16 protein-coding genes and 1 tRNA gene are annotated in these 17,138 nt (G+C 69.3%); 12 read left to right on the top strand and 5 right to left on the bottom strand.

All coding sequences use genetic code 11. The annotated features are described in order from the left end of the window. Window positions 1–21: 21 nt before the first annotated feature. On the bottom strand, window positions 22–297 hold the full coding sequence (locus ACWCQK_RS08635; protein WP_451153317.1) for a hypothetical protein: 276 nt from the start codon (window positions 295–297) through the stop codon (window positions 22–24). 644 nt (window positions 298–941) lie between these two features. On the opposite strand from ACWCQK_RS08635, the gene ACWCQK_RS08630 reads away from it, so the two are divergent. Further along, window positions 942–1,619 (top strand): CDP-diacylglycerol diphosphatase, encoded by a 678-nt coding sequence (locus tag ACWCQK_RS08630; protein WP_451153914.1) that lies wholly within the window; start codon window positions 942–944, stop codon window positions 1,617–1,619. 405 nt (window positions 1,620–2,024) lie between these two features. On the opposite strand, the gene ACWCQK_RS08625 is transcribed toward ACWCQK_RS08630, so the two are convergent. Then, a tRNA-Arg gene (locus ACWCQK_RS08625) sits at window positions 2,025–2,100 on the bottom strand. A gap of 324 nt (window positions 2,101–2,424) precedes the next feature. Here ACWCQK_RS08625 and ACWCQK_RS08620 point away from each other — a divergent pair. The 4 genes from ACWCQK_RS08620 (at window position 2,425) to ACWCQK_RS08605 (ending at window position 8,764) form a co-directional block, all read left to right on the top strand. Next, window positions 2,425–4,032 (top strand): dynamin family protein, encoded by a 1,608-nt coding sequence (locus ACWCQK_RS08620; RefSeq protein WP_451153315.1) that lies wholly within the window; start codon window positions 2,425–2,427, stop codon window positions 4,030–4,032. 3 nt (window positions 4,033–4,035) lie between these two features. Further along, window positions 4,036–6,252 carry a GTPase gene (locus ACWCQK_RS08615; RefSeq protein WP_451153313.1) on the top strand — a complete coding sequence of 739 codons (2,217 nt, stop codon included), beginning with the start codon at window positions 4,036–4,038 and terminating at the stop codon, window positions 6,250–6,252. Window positions 6,253–6,600: 348 nt separating this feature from the next. After that, window positions 6,601–7,080, top strand: a complete 480-nt coding sequence (locus ACWCQK_RS08610; RefSeq protein ID WP_451153311.1) for a single-stranded DNA-binding protein — start codon at window positions 6,601–6,603, stop codon at window positions 7,078–7,080. Window positions 7,081–7,351: 271 nt separating this feature from the next. Beyond that, window positions 7,352–8,764 (top strand): Cys-Gln thioester bond-forming surface protein, encoded by a 1,413-nt coding sequence (locus ACWCQK_RS08605; RefSeq protein WP_451153309.1) that lies wholly within the window; start codon window positions 7,352–7,354, stop codon window positions 8,762–8,764. A 152-nt stretch (window positions 8,765–8,916) separates the two neighbouring features. On the opposite strand, the gene snpA is transcribed toward ACWCQK_RS08605, so the two are convergent. Beyond that, a complete protein-coding gene (gene snpA, locus ACWCQK_RS08600; RefSeq protein WP_451153307.1) occupies window positions 8,917–9,618 on the bottom strand; it encodes a snapalysin in 702 nt (233 codons plus the stop codon). A 689-nt stretch (window positions 9,619–10,307) separates the two neighbouring features. Between snpA and ACWCQK_RS08595 the strand changes: the two genes are divergently transcribed. Then, window positions 10,308–11,414 carry a hypothetical protein gene (locus ACWCQK_RS08595; protein WP_451153305.1) on the top strand — a complete coding sequence of 369 codons (1,107 nt, stop codon included), beginning with the start codon at window positions 10,308–10,310 and terminating at the stop codon, window positions 11,412–11,414. Between the two features lie 167 nt (window positions 11,415–11,581). Here ACWCQK_RS08595 and ACWCQK_RS08590 read toward each other — a convergent pair whose 3' ends face one another. Continuing rightward, on the bottom strand, window positions 11,582–11,725 hold the full coding sequence (locus ACWCQK_RS08590) for a hypothetical protein (RefSeq protein WP_451153303.1): 144 nt from the start codon (window positions 11,723–11,725) through the stop codon (window positions 11,582–11,584). 261 nt (window positions 11,726–11,986) lie between these two features. Here ACWCQK_RS08590 and ACWCQK_RS08585 point away from each other — a divergent pair, with 261 nt between their 5' ends. Continuing rightward, entirely contained in the window at window positions 11,987–12,295 is a 309-nt protein-coding gene (locus ACWCQK_RS08585) for a hypothetical protein (protein ID WP_451153301.1), read from the top strand. 152 nt (window positions 12,296–12,447) lie between these two features. On the opposite strand, the gene ACWCQK_RS08580 is transcribed toward ACWCQK_RS08585, so the two are convergent. Continuing rightward, window positions 12,448–12,786 carry a cyclic-phosphate processing receiver domain-containing protein gene (locus ACWCQK_RS08580; protein WP_451153299.1) on the bottom strand — a complete coding sequence of 113 codons (339 nt, stop codon included), beginning with the start codon at window positions 12,784–12,786 and terminating at the stop codon, window positions 12,448–12,450. Window positions 12,787–13,296: 510 nt separating this feature from the next. Between ACWCQK_RS08580 and ACWCQK_RS08575 the strand changes: the two genes are divergently transcribed. The 5 genes from ACWCQK_RS08575 to ACWCQK_RS08555 all read left to right on the top strand — a co-directional run bounded on the left by ACWCQK_RS08575 (window position 13,297) and on the right by ACWCQK_RS08555 (window position 17,062). After that, window positions 13,297–13,794: a hypothetical protein gene (locus ACWCQK_RS08575; protein ID WP_451153297.1), complete on the top strand. Its 498-nt coding sequence runs from the start codon at window positions 13,297–13,299 to the stop codon at window positions 13,792–13,794. Window positions 13,795–13,896: 102 nt separating this feature from the next. Next, window positions 13,897–14,088, top strand: a complete 192-nt coding sequence (locus ACWCQK_RS08570; RefSeq protein WP_451153295.1) for a hypothetical protein — start codon at window positions 13,897–13,899, stop codon at window positions 14,086–14,088. A gap of 197 nt (window positions 14,089–14,285) precedes the next feature. Next, the gene (gene ettA / locus ACWCQK_RS08565) at window positions 14,286–15,950 is read left to right on the top strand and encodes an energy-dependent translational throttle protein EttA (RefSeq protein ID WP_451153293.1); all 1,665 of its coding nucleotides are present in this window, start codon (window positions 14,286–14,288) and stop codon (window positions 15,948–15,950) included. A gap of 6 nt (window positions 15,951–15,956) precedes the next feature. Next, entirely contained in the window at window positions 15,957–16,382 is a 426-nt protein-coding gene (locus ACWCQK_RS08560; protein ID WP_451153291.1) for an acyl-CoA thioesterase, read from the top strand. Beyond that, the gene (locus tag ACWCQK_RS08555) at window positions 16,379–17,062 is read left to right on the top strand and encodes a hypothetical protein (protein WP_451153289.1); all 684 of its coding nucleotides are present in this window, start codon (window positions 16,379–16,381) and stop codon (window positions 17,060–17,062) included. Before ACWCQK_RS08560 ends, ACWCQK_RS08555 begins: the two co-directional genes overlap by 4 nt. Window positions 17,063–17,138: the final 76 nt, after the last annotated feature.

Genomic DNA, 17,138 nt, shown 5'->3' with positions numbered 1-17,138 from the left:
CGGTCAGGGCGGTGAGGGCGGTCATCGAGGCGGGTCGGCCGCCATCCGGCAGGCACCGTTCGCCGCGCCGCCCGGCACGCCGACCCCGGTCAGGGCGCTCACACAGGCCTGCAGGTCACGGTGGACACCGCGGGTGCACGCCGTAGTGACGACGTCCGAGACGTCGACGCCCGATTTCTGGACCATGCTCGTGCAGGCCGGGATGTCCGCCTGAGCGGCGGGGGCGGCGAGAGCGACGCCCCCCACTCCGAGCGCCAGACCGGCCAGGACAGCAGCGATACGCGCCGACATCTGCATGGGAGACACCTGCTCTCCGGGGTTGACCGGGAATGCGCGAATTCAGCGCACCGGGCGGCAGAGCCGACCGCGCACAACCGTGGCACCGGCCCCGCCCTGCCCCTCGATTCAGCGGAACAGCCCCTTCCCCGTCCGACACTAGAACAGCCGACCGCCGCGCGCACTCCGGCCGAGCACCATGCGGCGATCGACCATCGAGTTCCGATACTCCGTCTGTATGGATTTAGGAATCCGCTCTTTCGTCGAGCTCGCGGTTCAGAGCGACGTGCTCCTCGCCGCCTACGCTGTGAGCGGATCCGTGAGCGCGAAGAACATTTCGAGGCCGAGAGATCAGAGCGCCGAGAAATCAGAGCATTGTTCATCAGAAACGGAGTTCGTGCATGAACGAGGACAGGAATTCTGCCCGGTTGCCCGGGTTGCCTCGGCGTCAATTCGTCGCACTCTCCGGTGCCGCTGGTGCGGCGGCGCTCCTGGCCGGTGCGGGAGCGGTCTCGAGTGCGGCCGCGGCGGCCCTCCCCGCGCACGGAACCTCGGCCGACCCGTGTCCCTGCGCCCCTCCCGACTCAGGCCCGGGCGCCGGGGCGAGCCCGTGTCCCCCTGCCCAGTCTCAGCCCCTCTGCGGTCGGCCCAGCGACAATGATCCGCTGTGGCACGATGTCCAGTACTGCGTGAACGGGACACCTCCACCGCCGCCGCAGGTCAAACCCGACTGCTTGAAGACAGCTCCCAATTACGTCGTGTTGCACGGCAAGCCCGAGAGCCAGCACAATTATCTGCTGTGCCCCAGCTGTCGTATCACGGGTATCGAATGTCCGTTTCTCGAGTCGTCCTCGGCGGCGAACTACTGGAACGACGCGTGGGAAAACGCGAGGCCGGGTGGAAGCGTTCCCGTGAACTATTCCAATATCGGATTGGGAATCAACTCGAAGCCCGCCCGACGCCTCGACCAGCTGCACATCCACATGGCCGGTGTACGCGACAGTACGCAGAGGCGGCTGCAGGACCTCGACGCGATGGGCCGCGTCGCCGCTCACCCGGCGCAATGGAACGACACGCACTACCAGGTGCCCATCTCGGGCCCCCAGGGTGCCGGGGATCGCTCGTACCGAGCACTCAAGCTGCCCGACCTCAGCCGGAACCTCTTCGCTCTCGTGTCGCGGTATGTGGTGAGGCCATCCAATCTGGACATGGCGAACCAAACGCTGATCGTGGTGCCGAAGATGACGAATGGTGTATTCGGCAACCTCTTCTATGTCCTGAGCAGCGACAATTCGATCCACGACGGCACGAGCACGTGCGATTTCCTGCTCGTCTACACGTGAGGTCGTCCGTTCGACGCCGCGCCCGGCACCACCCGACGGGTGGTCCTCACCGAGCACCTCGACCACGGCACACATGTGACACCACCACCCGAGTCGCAAACGCCCGGCGCGGAGGGGTCGGGGTCGGCACTGCTGGCCACTTACGCCCGGCGTGTCGAGGGGCAGCCGCCTGACCTGAAACGGCGCCTGGAACCCGCAGGGGACTCGCTGGGACGGCCGACCCGGGCTGAGGCTGCGCGCCGAGAACGTCGATACGTATTCGACACGGCCACCCGCGAAATCCCGGTGACAGCCGTACGGCCCCGGAACTTTCCTTGATCGTCCAGGGAGGGTCCGGGGCTTCGGCGTGTCGCGCGATACCGGTCCTGACCAGCAAAAAGCCCTCCCGGAGGGAGGGCGAAGGCGTGGCGCCCCCGGCAGGACTCGAACCTGCGGCCAAGCGCTTAGAAGGCGCCTGCTCTATCCACTGAGCTACGGGGGCCTGGTGTGGTGGCCGCGTCGGTGGTGGCCCAAGGTGCGGGCTGACCCCATGACGATGCCGGGGACAAGGATAGGGCTCCCGGATCCTTGTCCCTATTGCTTCGCCTCCGTGGCTCGATGTGGAGGTTCAGTGAAGCGGTCCTGATAATCGCAGGCAGGTACGAATCGTGCATCGCTTTTGGGGCCTCGCGCACCGGGTGTTGTGCACTCGTTATGCCTGAGCTGTGCCCATGTCCCGGTCGTACCTTCCGTCCCTTGTGTTCTATCGGCGCGCAGACATGCCCATATGCTTCAGAAATCCCCTAAAATTGGGCATTCTTCGCATGTGGTGACCTTGGACGTACGGCCTCAGCTGCTCGACGCACTCTCCGCCCTGCGCGACCGTGTCGCCGCCGCACGCTTCCCGCTGCCCCTGGCGGGGGCCCCGCGCGCGCGTGCCAACCGCGACGAACTGCTCGCCCAGCTCGACGACTACTTGGTGCCCCGGTTGCGGGAGCCCGAAGCGCCCTTGCTGGCCGTCATCGGGGGATCCACCGGGGCCGGCAAATCGACGCTCGTCAACTCACTCGTAGGACGCCGGGTCAGTGAAGCGGGGGTGCTGCGGCCCACGACCCGCACCCCCGTCCTGGTGTGCCATCCCGAGGACCATCACTGGTTCAGCGGCATGCGCGTCCTACCCGACCTCACGCGCGTGTGGGTGCCCCATCAGGACCCCGGGGACGAACTGCTGGTGCCCGGGGAGGACGGCAAACGCGTCCTGCGCGTCGAGACCGCCGACACCCTGCCGCGCGGTCTCGCCCTCCTCGACGCACCCGACATCGACTCCCTGCTGGCCGACAACCGTGTACTCGCCGCCGAACTCCTCTGCGCCGCCGACATCTGGGTCATGGTCACGACGGCCGCCCGCTACGCCGACGCCGTGCCGTGGCACCTGCTGCGCACCGCAAAGGAGTACCGCGCCACGCTCGTGACCGTGCTCGACCGGGTGCCCCACCAGGTCATCTCCGAGGTGTCGCGACAGTACGGCGCCCTGCTCACCAAGGCCGGACTCGGCCACGTACCCCGATTCACCGTGCCCGAGCTGCCCGAGTCGGCCTGGGGCGGCGGGCTGCTTCCGGCGACCGCCGTGGCGGCCCTGCGGACCTGGCTCGTCCAGCACGCCCAGGAGCCGGCCTCCCGGCAGGACGCCATGGCCCGTACGGCCCACGGTGTCCTCGACTCGCTCAAATCGCGGATGCCCGAGCTCGCCGGCGCCACCGCCGCACAGCACGCGGCGGCACTGCGGCTCACCGCCGCCGTCGACGGGGCGTACGACAGCGAGTACACGCGCGTACGGGGGCGGTTGCAGGGCGGTTCGGTACTCGCGGGCGGCGCTCTGAAGCGCTGGCGTGCCTTCCCGCTCGACTGCACCGCGGGCGAACTCCTCGACGCGCTCGTGGAGAGCCTCGGCGCCCTCCTGCTGTGCGCCGTGACTGCCGCCGACGAGCGCATCGACGACGCCTGGCGGCGCGAACCCGCGGCGGGCGCACCCGAACTGGCGGGACGAGATCCGTCGCTGGAGAGCGCCGAGCACCGGATCGGGATGGCCGTACGGCGCTGGCGACGGGAACTCGTGGAGTACGCCGAGGAAGAGGTACGTGCCCTCGACCGCGGCACCGCACCCGACCCCGAGGTGGTCTCCGCCCTGGTCGCCACCGCCCTGCTGGGCGGCCGCAGGGCGCGGTCCGCGGGCGAGGGCCTCGCGGAGCGACTCGGAGCGCACGGCGCGCTGCGCCTGCGCGACCGGGGCGGGCGGCTGCTCGCCGACCACGTGGACCGGGTGCTGCAAATCGAACGCGAGCGCCGCCTCGCGCCTCTGGACGGGCTCGACATCCAGGTGGAGCCCCAGGCCGAACTCATCGCCGCGCTGTCCGTACTGCAGAAGGAGAGGTGACCGGTGACCGCCGTCACTGACCAGGACCACACGGAACATGCCGATCACGGCGGGGAGGCGGCCTCCAAGGGCGACCACGCCGAAAACCGGTCCCCTGGGGAGGGTGATCACGAAACCGGCTCCCCTGTGGAGGGCTCTTCCGCCGGACAGCCCTCGCGGCAGCCGACGCGGCAGTCCTCCGGAGCGGACTCCGGAAACGACTCCGGCGGGGATGTCGAGAAGGAATCCGAAGGAGACGCCTACGACGACGCGGGGGAGGGCCGTTCGGAGGAAGTTCGCGCTCTTCACGGAGGCGGCCACACCGATCGGGACGACCGTTCCGAGGGGCGACGGGCGCGTGCGGACCGGGCCGATCCGGTGAAGGGCACGGGTCGAATGCGCCGTACGGATGACGCAGACGACACGGACGACAAGGACGATGAGGGCGGCGCAGGCGTCGCTGACGACACGGCTGCTGTCACGGATCACACGGATCACACGGATCGCTCAGACCGTGCCGACTCCTCCGGCGCCTGGGACGACGGGCTGATCGCGCGGCGGGTGACCGAGGAAGGCGCCGCCGAGGCGGTCGCGGCGGCTGCCGCCGCAGCCGAGAGCCGGGTGCAGGCGCCGCTGATCGCCGCACCGCTCGCGTACGACGGGCCGCTGCGCTCACGCCTCGACGCGCTGCGGGAACTCGTGGGTCTCTCCCGTACCCGGCTCGACAGCAAGACGCTCGCCGAGGCCGGCCGGGTCCTGGACGAGGCGGCGGCCCGGCGCAGGCTCTCCGGGCAGCACACGGTGGTCGCCATCGCGGGTGCCACCGGCAGCGGCAAGTCGCAGCTGTTCAACACGCTGGCCGGTGTGACGATCTCCGAGACGGGCGTACGGCGGCCGACCACCGCCGCCCCCATCGTGTGCAGTTGGAGCGACGGCGCGTCCCACCTCATCGACCGGCTCGGCGTGCCCGGGCGGCTGCGGCGGCGCCCGTTGCAGAGCGCCGAGGCGGAGGCGCAGTTGCGCGGGCTGGTCCTGGTCGATCTGCCCGACCACGACTCGGCGGCGGTGCAGCACCGCGAGCAGGTGGACCGCGTCCTGGGGCTCGTCGACGCGGTCATCTGGGTGGTCGACCCCGAGAAGTACGCCGACGCCATCCTTCACGAGCGCTACCTGCGGCCGATGGCAGGCCACGCGGAGGTCATGTTCGTCGTCCTCAACCAGGTCGACCGCCTGCCCGGAGAGGCCGCCGAGCTGGTCCTCGACGATCTGCGGCGGCTGCTCGACGAGGACGGGATCGCCCTGGGGGAGTACGGCGAACCGGGCGCGACCGTGCTCGCGCTGTCCGCGCTGACCGGGGACGGCGTCGGTGACCTGCGCGAAGTGCTCGGTCAGTTCGTGACGGAGCGCGGGGCGGCGGCCCGTCGGATCTCGGCCGACGTCGACGCGGCCGCGGCCGGGCTGCGACCGGTGTACGCGACGGGACGGCGTATCGGGCTCAGCGAGGAGTCGCGCGACGAGTTCGCCGCCCGGCTGGCGGACGCGGTGGGTGCCACGGCGGCGGGCGAGGCGGCCGAGCGCGCGTGGCTGCGCAACGCCAACCGCGCGTGCGGGACACCGTGGCTGCGGCTGTGGCGGTGGTGCCAGGCGCGCTCCGCACCTCTCACCGGGCGCCTTCCGGTGCGGACGCAGGACGACGAGGAGGCCACGGCGCGCCAGCGCGTCGAACAGGCGGTGCGGATGGTCTCCGACCGGGCGTCGGCCGGGCTGCCCACACCGTGGGCGCAGGCGGTGCGTGAGGCGGCCGTACGAGGGTCCCAGGGCCTGCCCGAAGCGCTGGACGAGCTGGCGACGCGGGCCGGGCTGCCTCCCGGGCGGCCGCCGCGGCCGGGCTGGTGGCCGGCCGCCGTTCTGACGCAGGCGGCGATGACGCTGCTCCAGATCGTCGGCGGGCTGTGGCTGGTGGGGCAGATCGTCGGGGTCATGGCGCCGAATCTGGGCGTGCCCGTGCTGCTGATGGTGGCCGGCATCGTCGGCGGTCCGCTGGTCGAGTGGAGCTGCCGGATGGCGGCGCGCGGACCGGCGAAACGGTACGGGCTGGACGCGGAGCGGCGATTGCGGGAGGCGGCCGCGGGCTGCGGACGGGCCCGGGTGCTGGATCCGGTGGCCGCGGAGTTGCTGCGGTACCGGGAGGTGCGGGAACAGTACGCCCGGGTCGTGGGGGTGGGCGCCGGGGCGCGGTGAGGCCGCGGCGGTCGGCGACCGACGGGGGTGCGGAGGACCTGAAGGGCTGGCGGGGCGGAGGACCTGAAAGGTCTGGCGGGGCGGGAAGGGTGGTGGGGCGGGAAAGGTGGTGGGTCGTCGCCCGTCCGGGTGGTGGGGTTTTCCACAGGCGGGCGGTGGTCCACAGGGCTCGGCGGGCTCGTCCCGGCGGAGGCAGTCTGGTTTCGCGGCGATCGCGACGGACGTGGTCGTCACGGCAGCGGCGGTACGCGAGCGATCGCGGCCGGCGCGGCAGACGCAGCCGTACGGGACGGGCCCGTACGTGTGCCCGTCCGGGGGGTGAGCGCCCGGGTGAGGGAGGGGTTCACGATGAACGAGACGATCGTGTGCACGGTGGGGAACGTGGCCACGCAGCCGGTGTACCGGGAACTGGCGTCGGGGCCGTCCGCGCGGTTCCGGCTCGCGGTGACCTCGCGTTACTGGGATCGCGAGAAGAGCGCCTGGACCGACGGGCACACCAACTTCTTCACGGTGTGGGCCAGTCGCCAGCTCGCCACGAACGCGGCGGCGTCGCTGTCGGTGGGCGAACCCGTGATCGTGCAGGGACGGCTGAAGGTGCGCACCGAGGTGCGCGACGGGCAGAACCGGACGTCGGCAGACATCGACGCGGTGTCGATCGGTCACGATCTCGCGCGCGGGACCTCGGCCTTCCGACGCTCCGGCAGGCCGGAGACGGGTGCGGTGGCCACCGTGTCGGCGCAACCGGAGCCCAGTTGGGAGACACCACCGGCCGACGCCGCCGAGGAGGGTGCCACCCAACAGCACTCGGAGCCGGTCCCGGTGACGTGATGTCCGGCGTCGCCCCGAGCCGACCGGACCACGGCTTGTCGAGGAACAGGTCCGTCAGCCAACCCTGACAGCCCGGTTGATTTGTCGATAAGCCCTGCTCGGGGACGGCCTCGGCGATAACGATTCCGAGTCGGATCTCCTGTCCGACGATATGACGGAGAAAGGCGGCGCGCCGCTTCCTTAGGATGCCGAACAGAGCTCCTGTGGCTCCTGATTCTGCTGGTGGGACCCGTATCCCCACGTCAACGGGTCCTGCTCGAAGGGGAATTCTGTGTTTTCTACGCTCTCCGCGCTGTCCCTGCGTCGTCGGCGAGGGGCGGGTCGCCTCGCCGCCGCGGCACTGGTCTCCGGGTTGGCCGCCGTCGGTGCGGTGGCGGTCGCGAGTCCGGCCCTCGCCGTGGAGACGTCGCAGAACCAGGGCGGGGCGATCGCCACCATGGGCAGCCTGAAGACGTACGGCGGCGCCGTGATCCACGGCGCCGACGGGGACCAGCAGGTGTCGGCGGGCCTGTTCGAGATGTCCGTGGACGGCGGCGGCACGCTGCAGACGTACTGCGTCGACCTCCACAACCCCACGCAGCGGGACGCCAAGTACCACGAGACACCGTGGAGCGGCACGTCCCTGGGCGCCAACAAGGGCGCCGGCCGGATCCGCTGGATCCTTGAGAACTCCTACCCGCAGGTCAACGACCTCGCGGCGCTCGCCGACGAGGCCGGTATCGACGGCGGCCTGACCGAGCAGGACGCGGCGGTCGGCACCCAGGTGGCCATCTGGCGCTACTCGGACGACGCCGACGTGGACGCCGTCGACCCGCAGGCCGAGAAGCTCGCCGACTATCTCCACAAGACGGCCCGGACCCTCGCTGAGCCCAAGGCGTCGCTGACCCTCGGCCAGCCCGCGGTCTCCGGTCGCCCCGGTGGCCTGCTCGGTCCGGTGACGGTCCACACCGACGCAGACAGCGTGACGGTGACTCCGCCGGCGGACTCGGCGATGAGCGGGGTACGGATCGTGGGCAAGGACGGCAAGGTCGTCACGTCCGCGCGGGAGGGCAGCCAGCTGTTCTTCGACGTGCCCGAGGACGCCACGGACGGAACCGCCGAACTGACCGTGCAGGCCTCGACCACCGTCCCGGTCGGCCGCGCCTTCACCTCCGAGAGCAGGAGCCAGACGCAGATCCTGGCTGGTTCGAGCGAGTCGACGGTCTCGGCGACCGCGAGCGCGGCCTGGGCGACACGGGGCGCGATACCGGCGCTGTCGGCGGTGAAGAACTGCGCCAAGAGCGGTGTGGACATCACCACGGCCAACGAGGGCGACGAGGACTTCACCTTCGAGCTGATGGGGATCGAGCACAGCATCGCGGCCGGGGTGTCGCAGACGGTCACGATCCCGTTGCAGGAGGACCAGGCCTATGACTTCTCGATCACCGGCCCGGGCGGCTTCGAGAAGCGATTCACCGGCGTCCTGGACTGCATGACCGAGAGCGGCGCCGACGGCCTCACCACGCAGACCCTCAGCGCCCCGAGCCCTGCCACCGTCGGCGGCAGCGCCGTCGGCACGAACCTCGCCGAGACCGGCGGCTCCAGCGCGACCCCGCTGATCGCCGGAGTGGCCATCGGCCTGGTCGTCATCGGCGGCGCGGCCCTGCTCCTGGTGGGCAGAAAGCAGACGCCGACACGGGACTGAGTCGGTCCCTTCACCTGCTCCCGCACTTCACATGGAACGGGGCATCGTGCCCGCGCCGGGCCGGCTGATGGCAGTCGGCTGGGCACCGAGCACCGCAGGGGTGCGGGAAGCGGGGCCGGGCAGCCCGGGACACCGGGTCTCCGTCGCGCGGATCACTGTCCGATACGAGGCTGCTCAGCGGGCTGGTTCAGCGTGTCCGGGGCCTGCGCGAGTCCGGTGGCCCACAGCTGGTCGACACGCGAGCGCTCGGCGGCGTCCGGGTAGCGGTTGGTGCAGGACGGGCCCGCGCCGCCGCCCGACATCAGCTCACTGCACGGCCCGCTGTAGTCGTCCGGCAGGCCCAGCACGTGCCCGGTCTCGTGGGTGACGACGCGGAGCGAGTCGTTCTGCTGGTTCTGGGTGTAGTCGAGGAAGACGTAACCGCTTCCGTGGCCGTTGGTGGAGGCGTAGGACCCGCGCGGGTCGTTGCCCTCGTAGTAGGAGAAGTCGGCGCCGCTCGAAGCCTCCTGGAGCCTGACGTTGGACTCGGAGCTGTTCCAGATCGAGGCGGCGTTCGCTATCTGGGCACGGAAGCTCGGTGCCTGGGAGGCGTTGTAGTAGACGGTCACCGCCTGCGCGTCGGGCTGGGCGGTGCGCTTCTCGGCGACCGACTTGAGCACGGCCTCGAAGAACGCCTTGTTGTCCGCGGCCTCCTCGGCCGACCCGTCGTACCGTGCCACGGAGGAAGCGGTGGAAACGGACGGGGTGGTGGCCGTCCGGGCGCTCGCCGGCACCGCCGCGCCGAGCGCGGTGGAGGCCAGACCCAGGCCGAGAGTGAGGGCGAGGAGTCTCGCGGACATTCGGGACGACTTCATGTGGGGGGCTCCTACTCACTCGGTGACGCCGAGCGCCCGGAGGCGCGGTCGACCCTGCGTGAACACAGGTTCCGAACTGCGGCGGCGTCCTGTGGGTCGACATTCTTAGAACGACCCGACAGGGAGCGCAAAGGGTCCCGCCACTACGTCGCCTCGTAGGTCCCGGGACCTCGCCAGGGCCGTGCGCGGGTCTCCGGTCCGCACATGGCGGCGGGAGGGAAAGCTGGCGCGACGTCAGAAGCCTTGCGCCACGGGGCAGTGGGCGGGCGGGCCGCCCGGGCGGAATTCCGGGACGGACGGCGGGACCCACATCCGGGTCAAGACGGACAAATCCTCAGATGTCAGCCAAGTCGCATCTACTAAGTGCACCGGTTGATCGGGGGAGGGCTGTGACCCACTTCACGGAATTCGAGCTTCCGCTTCTTTCGCGCCGCATCGTCCCTGGGTCCTGATCAGGAGGGAATCAGGACCCGCTGTGCAGTCCGCCGAGCGGTGCGGGGGAGTTCAGCGGGCTCCTCGCCCGTTCCGGCCACTCGCCGCCGTCGCAGACGAGCGGCCGGAACCCGCCCGCGCTGCGTGGACGCTGCACGACTGGGGCGGATGCCGTTCCCGCGACGGACGGGAAAACACGTTGGCCGACCGTCGCCGGGCTGCGACGATGCAGCTGATTCCCGTACGGAGGGGGCTTTTTGTTCGTTTTCGTCTGTGCGCGGTGCGATGCCGAGCTGACCGTTCCCTTGTCCCAGGTCGCCCTGCCGCCCCACGCCCGCCAGATATACGGGAATGGGGCCCAGCTGCCGGTGCTCATGGAGTCGGGGACGTTCGCCGTGGACCCGGATCCCTGGGGAGGGCCGTGGCGCAGGTGGGACGAGATCGATCCGGGCGAGGCGGAGGCGCGCGGTATCTACGCGCCGGTCCACGCCCTGTCCGACAGCACGACCGGGGCGAGTCTCATCGCGCCCGGTGACATTCGCGGTACCCGGCTGATCCCCGAGATGCGCGGCGGCGCCTGCTGCGGCCTCGACGGGGCCGACGGGCCCAACGTGGCCTGCATGGAGTGCGGCCTGCCGGTGGCGACCAGGGTCGATGACTGTTCGCTCTGGCAGATGGCGCGGCTCGGCTCGGACGTGGTGCGCCGCATCCTCGTCAACGGGGTCGACGCCGCGCCGCTCTCCTGGGCCGAGCTGGCGGAAGAGGGAGAGGGAACGCCCCCGTTCGAGCCGATCGCCACATGGGGAGGACCGTTGGGGCCGAGCCACTACTGGTCGTGGAGTCCGCGATGGGTGGCGGCGGCCGGTCAGGCGCTCGCTCACCTGCTGGTGGCCTCCCGAGGGCAGTCGGTGCAGGTCCCCGATGGCCTGACCGCGGACGTGTTCCGACGCGCGCTCGACGCGCTGCTGCCCGCAGGGCCGCCGACGCGGCGCGCCGTCCTGGCCGGACCGGGACAGCCCTCTCCCGACGCGGGCGTCGACATCCTCCTCGTACCGGTCCATCCCCAGACAGGTCAGACCTGGATCCCCGCCGGCCCGGCCGCGTCCGCATACCCGGTGCCGCTGCCGCTGGGGGTGTGGCTGTGGCTGGTCTCCCCCGAGCCGTACCCGCCGGTTCCCGCGTCGGGCCGCATACCCCAGGACGTCCTCCGTGACGACCCGCTCCCGCTGCTCCCCAACCGCCTGTTCTGGGCCGACCGGGGAACGTTCCAGCACACCTTGGTACGGCTACCGGCCGTCCGCAGCCCGTGGATGCGCCCGATCCTCGAGAGCCTCACGCAAGGCAGGTCGGCCAACGTCTGCTGAGTCTCAGGCGATCGAACAGCGCCAGACTCTCGGACCTCCCGAAGTGGTCGACATCTGCTGCCCGTTCGCCATCCTCGTGAACACGGTCAGGCTGCTGCGAGGCGGCCCGTAGGGCGATCGACGTTCCTGTGTGGGGGATCGCCGACCGACCCGGTGAAGGCGCGAGGTCAGCGGGCGCCCGCGCCCTGGTTCTGGTACGAGCCGACCCTGGTGGCCACCAGGGTGGCGTTGGCCGCGGGGTTCTGCGGGACGGCGAGCACCTTTTCGCTGCTACAGGTCAGCTGGACCTTGTCCGCCTTCGTCAGCGTCACAACCCCGGTGGAGCTCAGCGATGCCGATGGTTCACGTCGGTCTTGGGCCGTTGTCCATCCCTGCTGTGACCTGCAATGATTCAGCCCGAATCATGATTACGAGAGAGTCCAGGCATGCAACCTTCGAGACCAGGCAGTCCCAGCACCGCGTCCTGCCGGAGCCTGAAGCAACCGCGCATTTCGCTGCTGGTCGCGCTAGGCATCGTTGCCGTCTGCGTGACGGGGTGCGGCAGTTCCGAGGATGAGGGACTGCCGGTGCGAGTGGTCAACGAGTCGGCCTGGGATGCCCACGTGATCGGTTGTCCGGGGTGCGGGAAGCTCGGCGTTGCGGTCGAAGGGGAACCTGACCGAAAGCCGGGCGAGGGAGGCGGTTCCAGCATTGGGTGGACCGAGGGACGCGCGTGGCCCACGACCTACAAGGTCGTCGTCCGCGGAGTGGAGTCGGTCTGCCCATTCATCGACCCCGAGCCTGATAAGGCGGAGGGCGCAGTGGGGACCCGTGACGTCATCTACGTAGTGGACGAGAGCGGGAAATGCGTCGTGGGCCCGGTGAGCATGGACGACATCTGACATCAGCGGCTGACACCAACAAGCGCGAACAGCGGCGGTCAGCAGCAGATTCTCAGCGAACCCTCGACCGAGGCGCCGGACTGGTCGAGTGGCGTCGAGGGTTACCTGTGATCGACCTGATAAGGATGAGGTCAGACCTCAAAATCAGATTCCTAGACCGTTGCCCGCCGGACCTGGTAGTCCCAGCGTGTGAGTGACCGGATGACGGTCTCGGCGCCTATGGGGTTGGCGCTGTGTACGAAGACCGTGCCGATTCGGAAGGGCCGCCCGTTGAAAGCGGCTTCTTCCATGAGCGTCACCACGGGCAAGATGCTGTCGTCACCGCCGAGGTCGTGGTCGAGCCAGAGTTCATCGATGAAGCTGTCGCGGTGCTCTTGCAGGAGCTTGATACCTTCGCCGCTGTTGCGCGCGATCCGCGTGGTCCAGGGCAGTGGCCGGAGGTCGTCTATGCCGAGGATGACGGGCGTTGGTACGGGTGACTCTTCTTTCACCCGACCATTATCACGGCACGGCCGCGACTGGCTCACGGAGGGACGTAATTGCCATCTCGGGCCTCAACCGAGCAAGCCCCGGCCTTGACTTGCCCATTGAGTCTCGGAGCCAACCTCTCGCCGTCATGGAATACAGGTCAGTTTGGTAGGTTACGGGGTTGGCATTCCATAGAGGAGGAAAGTCGCCAGTGTGTACACCGAAATGGCTAGGGCCACAGTCAACCCGGCAAGGCAGCCCCAGACGGTCAATCGAGTACTGATTCGCTCGTAATCATCGTTCCTTGGCGCACCCGCATCTAATAGTGCGATACACCCGACTCTCTACCCTCTCAGAGGTGGGTGGCGGGCTGTGGGGAGTGCGGGTGACCATCCCTGGCCCCGTTTACCAGGTATGGAGACCGCAGTGACTTATCCGCCCGTGGTTCGCATCGAGGTTGAGCCGCCAGCCCTAATAGCTGACCTGCCGGGGACACCAGGGACACCAGAAGCCTGGAGCTCTACGATTCCGCCGTGAGCTACGACATCTACTTCCTCAACCGGCGCCCAGACCAGTCCTGGGACGAAGCTCTCGAAGAGCTGGAGGAGGACCAGGACGTAGAGGTCGAGGGACTGGTACTGCCTGAGCTCATCGAAGCGTGGGACCGCATCGTTCCACGGGCCCGTGGCTTGCTGGGCGAGATCGAGGTCTTTGAGAGCAGCGAAACGTGTGAGCTGACGCACCACGCCACTGGCATCCAGGCTTCCGTCTTCATCGACGAAGTGGCGATCACGGTTCCGTACTGGCACACGGGCGGCGAGGCGGAACGCATTCTGGGCTTGGTGTACACACTGGCGGCGGTGATCGAACACGAGACCGGCATGGAAGGCTATGACCCACAGGTCGAGCGCCCGATCTCTGAGCTGTCTCCGCAACAGAGCGTTACCGTCATGTCTGCGGTCACCGGCGATCTCCGCATGCGCTTCAGTCGGGAAGCGCCGCCGAGATGGGGCTCTCCGCACTCAGCGTGACCTGTGTACCTTCGCCACCCCATCCAGCCGCCCTTACAAGGCCGATGGCACGCCCGCCTTGGGGCTAGCGACTTGATCCAGCTCATCGTCTAACTTGCCGACATGCGCGATGACATCTCCCTGAACCTCGACCATGCCAGCGCCGAGGACCTGTACGAGGTGCTGTGGCTGGTGGGGGAGCACCATGCGGCCGGGGCTCCCATCCCTCACTTTCCGGTTGAGGTGAACGAACGCCTGGGGCGAGTGATCAAGTCGTTGGGTGACTCGCTGGGCAAGGGGTACCCCAGCCGGTAGGTCTGGGCCGTGCGAGGGGCGTCGGCGTCGGCCGGTGGCGACCGACAGTGACAAGTGGGCTACGGCGATCAACAGCAGAACCCCAGGTCACAGCCCCCCGGCCGAACGCGTTTCCTTCGAGGGGTGGCAGTCAGGCAAGATGGGGTGTATCTGCCCTCTGCCCACTGCCAGACTTTCAAGCTGCCGGACGGTTTCTCTTGGCTGAGTACATCTACACCATGCGCAAAACGCGCAAGGCACACGGCGACAAGGTCATCCTCGATGACGTCTCGCTGAACTTCCTGCCCGGCGCGAAGATCGGTGTGGTCGGCCCGAACGGCGCCGGTAAGTCGACCGTCCTGAAGATCATGGCGGGCCTCGAGCACCCGTCGAACGGTGACGCGTTCATCGCGCCCGGCTACAGCGTGGGCATCCTGCTCCAGGAGCCCCCGCTGACCGAGGACAAGACGGTCCTGGAGAACGTCCAGGAAGGTGTCGCCGGGATCAAGGGCAAGCTCGACCGGTTCAACGCGATCGCCGAGGAGATGGCGACCGACTACTCGGACGCGCTGCTCGAGGAGATGGGCAAGCTCCAGGAGGACCTGGACCACGCCAACGCCTGGGACCTCGACGCCCAGCTCGAGCAGGCCATGGACGCCCTGGGCTGCCCGCCCGGCGACTGGCCGGTCAACAACCTCTCCGGTGGTGAGCGGCGCCGCGTCGCGCTGTGCAAGCTCCTGCTGGAGCAGCCCGACCTGCTGCTGCTCGACGAGCCCACCAACCACCTCGACGCCGAGTCCGTGAACTGGCTGGAGCAGCACCTCGCCAAGTACGCGGGCACCGTCGTGGCCATCACCCACGACCGGTACTTCCTGGACAACGTCGCCGAGTGGATCCTCGAACTCGACCGCGGCCGCGCCTACCCCTACGAGGGCAACTACTCCACGTACCTGGAGACCAAGACGACCCGTCTGAAGGTCGAGGGCCAGAAGGACGCCAAGCGGCAGAAGCGGCTCAAGGAAGAGCTGGAGTGGGTGCGCTCCAACGCCAAGGGGCGCCAGGCCAAGTCCAAGGCCCGGCTCGCCCGGTACGAGGAGATGGCCGCCGAGGCCGACAAGATGCGGAAGCTGGACTTCGAGGAGATCCAGATCCCGCCGGGCCCGCGGCTGGGCAGCGTGGTCGTCGAGGTCAACAACCTCAACAAGGCGTTCGGCGAGAAGGTCCTCATCGAGGACCTGAGCTTCACCCTCCCGCGCAACGGCATCGTCGGCGTCATCGGCCCGAACGGCGCGGGCAAGACCACGCTCTTCAAGATGATCCAGGGCCTCGAGGAGCCGGACTCCGGTTCGATCAAGGTCGGCGAGACCGTCAAGATCTCCTACGTCGACCAGAGCCGCGAGAACATCGACCCCAAGAAGACCCTGTGGGCCGTGGTCTCGGACGAGCTCGACTACATCAACGTGGGCCAGGTGGAAATGCCCTCGCGGGCGTACGTCTCCGCCTTCGGCTTCAAGGGCCCGGACCAGCAGAAGCCCGCCGGCATCCTGTCCGGCGGTGAGCGCAACCGCCTCAACCTCGCGCTCACCCTGAAGCAGGGCGGCAACCTGCTGCTCCTCGACGAACCGACCAACGACCTCGACGTCGAGACGCTCTCCTCGCTGGAGAACGCGCTGCTGGAGTTCCCCGGCTGCGCCGTGGTCGTCTCCCACGACCGGTGGTTCCTCGACCGGGTCGCCACGCACATCCTCGCCTACGAGGGCGAGTCCAAGTGGTTCTGGTTCGAGGGCAACTTCGACTCCTACGAGAAGAACAAGATCGAGCGGCTCGGGCCGGACGCCGCGCGTCCGCACCGTGCCACCTACAAGAAGCTGACCCGGGGCTGATCGACCTTGCGGCACATCTACCGCTGCCCGCTGCGCTGGGCGGACATGGACGCGTACGGCCACGTCAACAACGTGGTCTTCCTCCGCTACCTGGAGGAAGCCCGTATCGACTTCCTCTTCCGTCCGGACAAGGACTTCCAGCAGGGGTCGGTGGTGGCGCGCCACGAGATCGACTACAAACGGCAGCTCGTCCACCGGCACTCGCCGGTGGACATCGAGCTGTGGGTCACCCAGATACGAGCGGCGTCGTTCACGATCACCTACGAGGTCAAGGACCCGGACCAGGTCTACGTCCGGGCCTCGACGGTGATCGTGCCGTTCGACTTCGACAAGCAGCGGCCCCGGCGGATCACGGCGGAGGAGCGGGAGTTCCTCCAGGAGTACATGGACGAGCACGAGAACGCCGATGAGGGGGAGGCCGTCGCCGCATGACGGTGCTCCACCTCGCCGACGAAGGGGAGGCGGCGGACCTCGCGGCCTTCCTGTCCAGGCTGCTCCACTACGACCGTTCGGCCGCGGTGCGGCTCCAGGCGGCCGGCACCGCACTGGCGGTGTTCGGCCGGCCGCCGTCCTTCGAGGTGCTGGTGATCCGCGCGGTGCGGCTGGCCAAGCCGTACGAGGACGGCCTCGAGGCCACGCTCGACGTGACCGTGTCCGCCGGTGAACTTCTCGAAGCGGTGGACGAGAAGGCGGCCACGGCCGCCGTCCCGGGCGCGGTGACCGGGCCGCCGTGGGCGGGCGTGCTGCCGCCGCGCGGCGGCTGGCTGGCCGAGACCGGGCTGCCGGCCCCGGAGGCCCTGCGCGGGCTGGTCGCCGCCGCCGTCGCCGAGTTCCGCTCCCGTACGGGGGAACTGCCGGACGATCGGCGTACCCGCGCCGAACTCGACCGGATAGGGCGGGAGATCTGGTCCCGGACGGTCGGGAACACCCGGCTCCCGGTGCGCGTCGTGCACGCGGCGCAGTCACTGGGCTTCCTGCGGGCCGCGCGGGAGTCCGGCGAGACGGAGTCCCGGCTGTTCTCGTCGGGGGCGTGGCTGCGGCTGCGCACGCCCTACGGGTCGGTCGCCGTGCGGACGGCGGGGCTCGGGACGCTGGGCGTCAGCGTGCGCTGAACCGCCCGGACGCGTGCGCTGACCCGCCCGGACGCGTGCGCTGACCCGCCCGGACGCGTGCGCCGACCCGCCCGGA

This window comes from Streptomyces sp. NPDC002306, from assembly GCF_053593435.1.
Note: the sequence above shows the minus strand (reverse complement) of the source record. Positions and strands in the feature narration are given on the sequence as shown.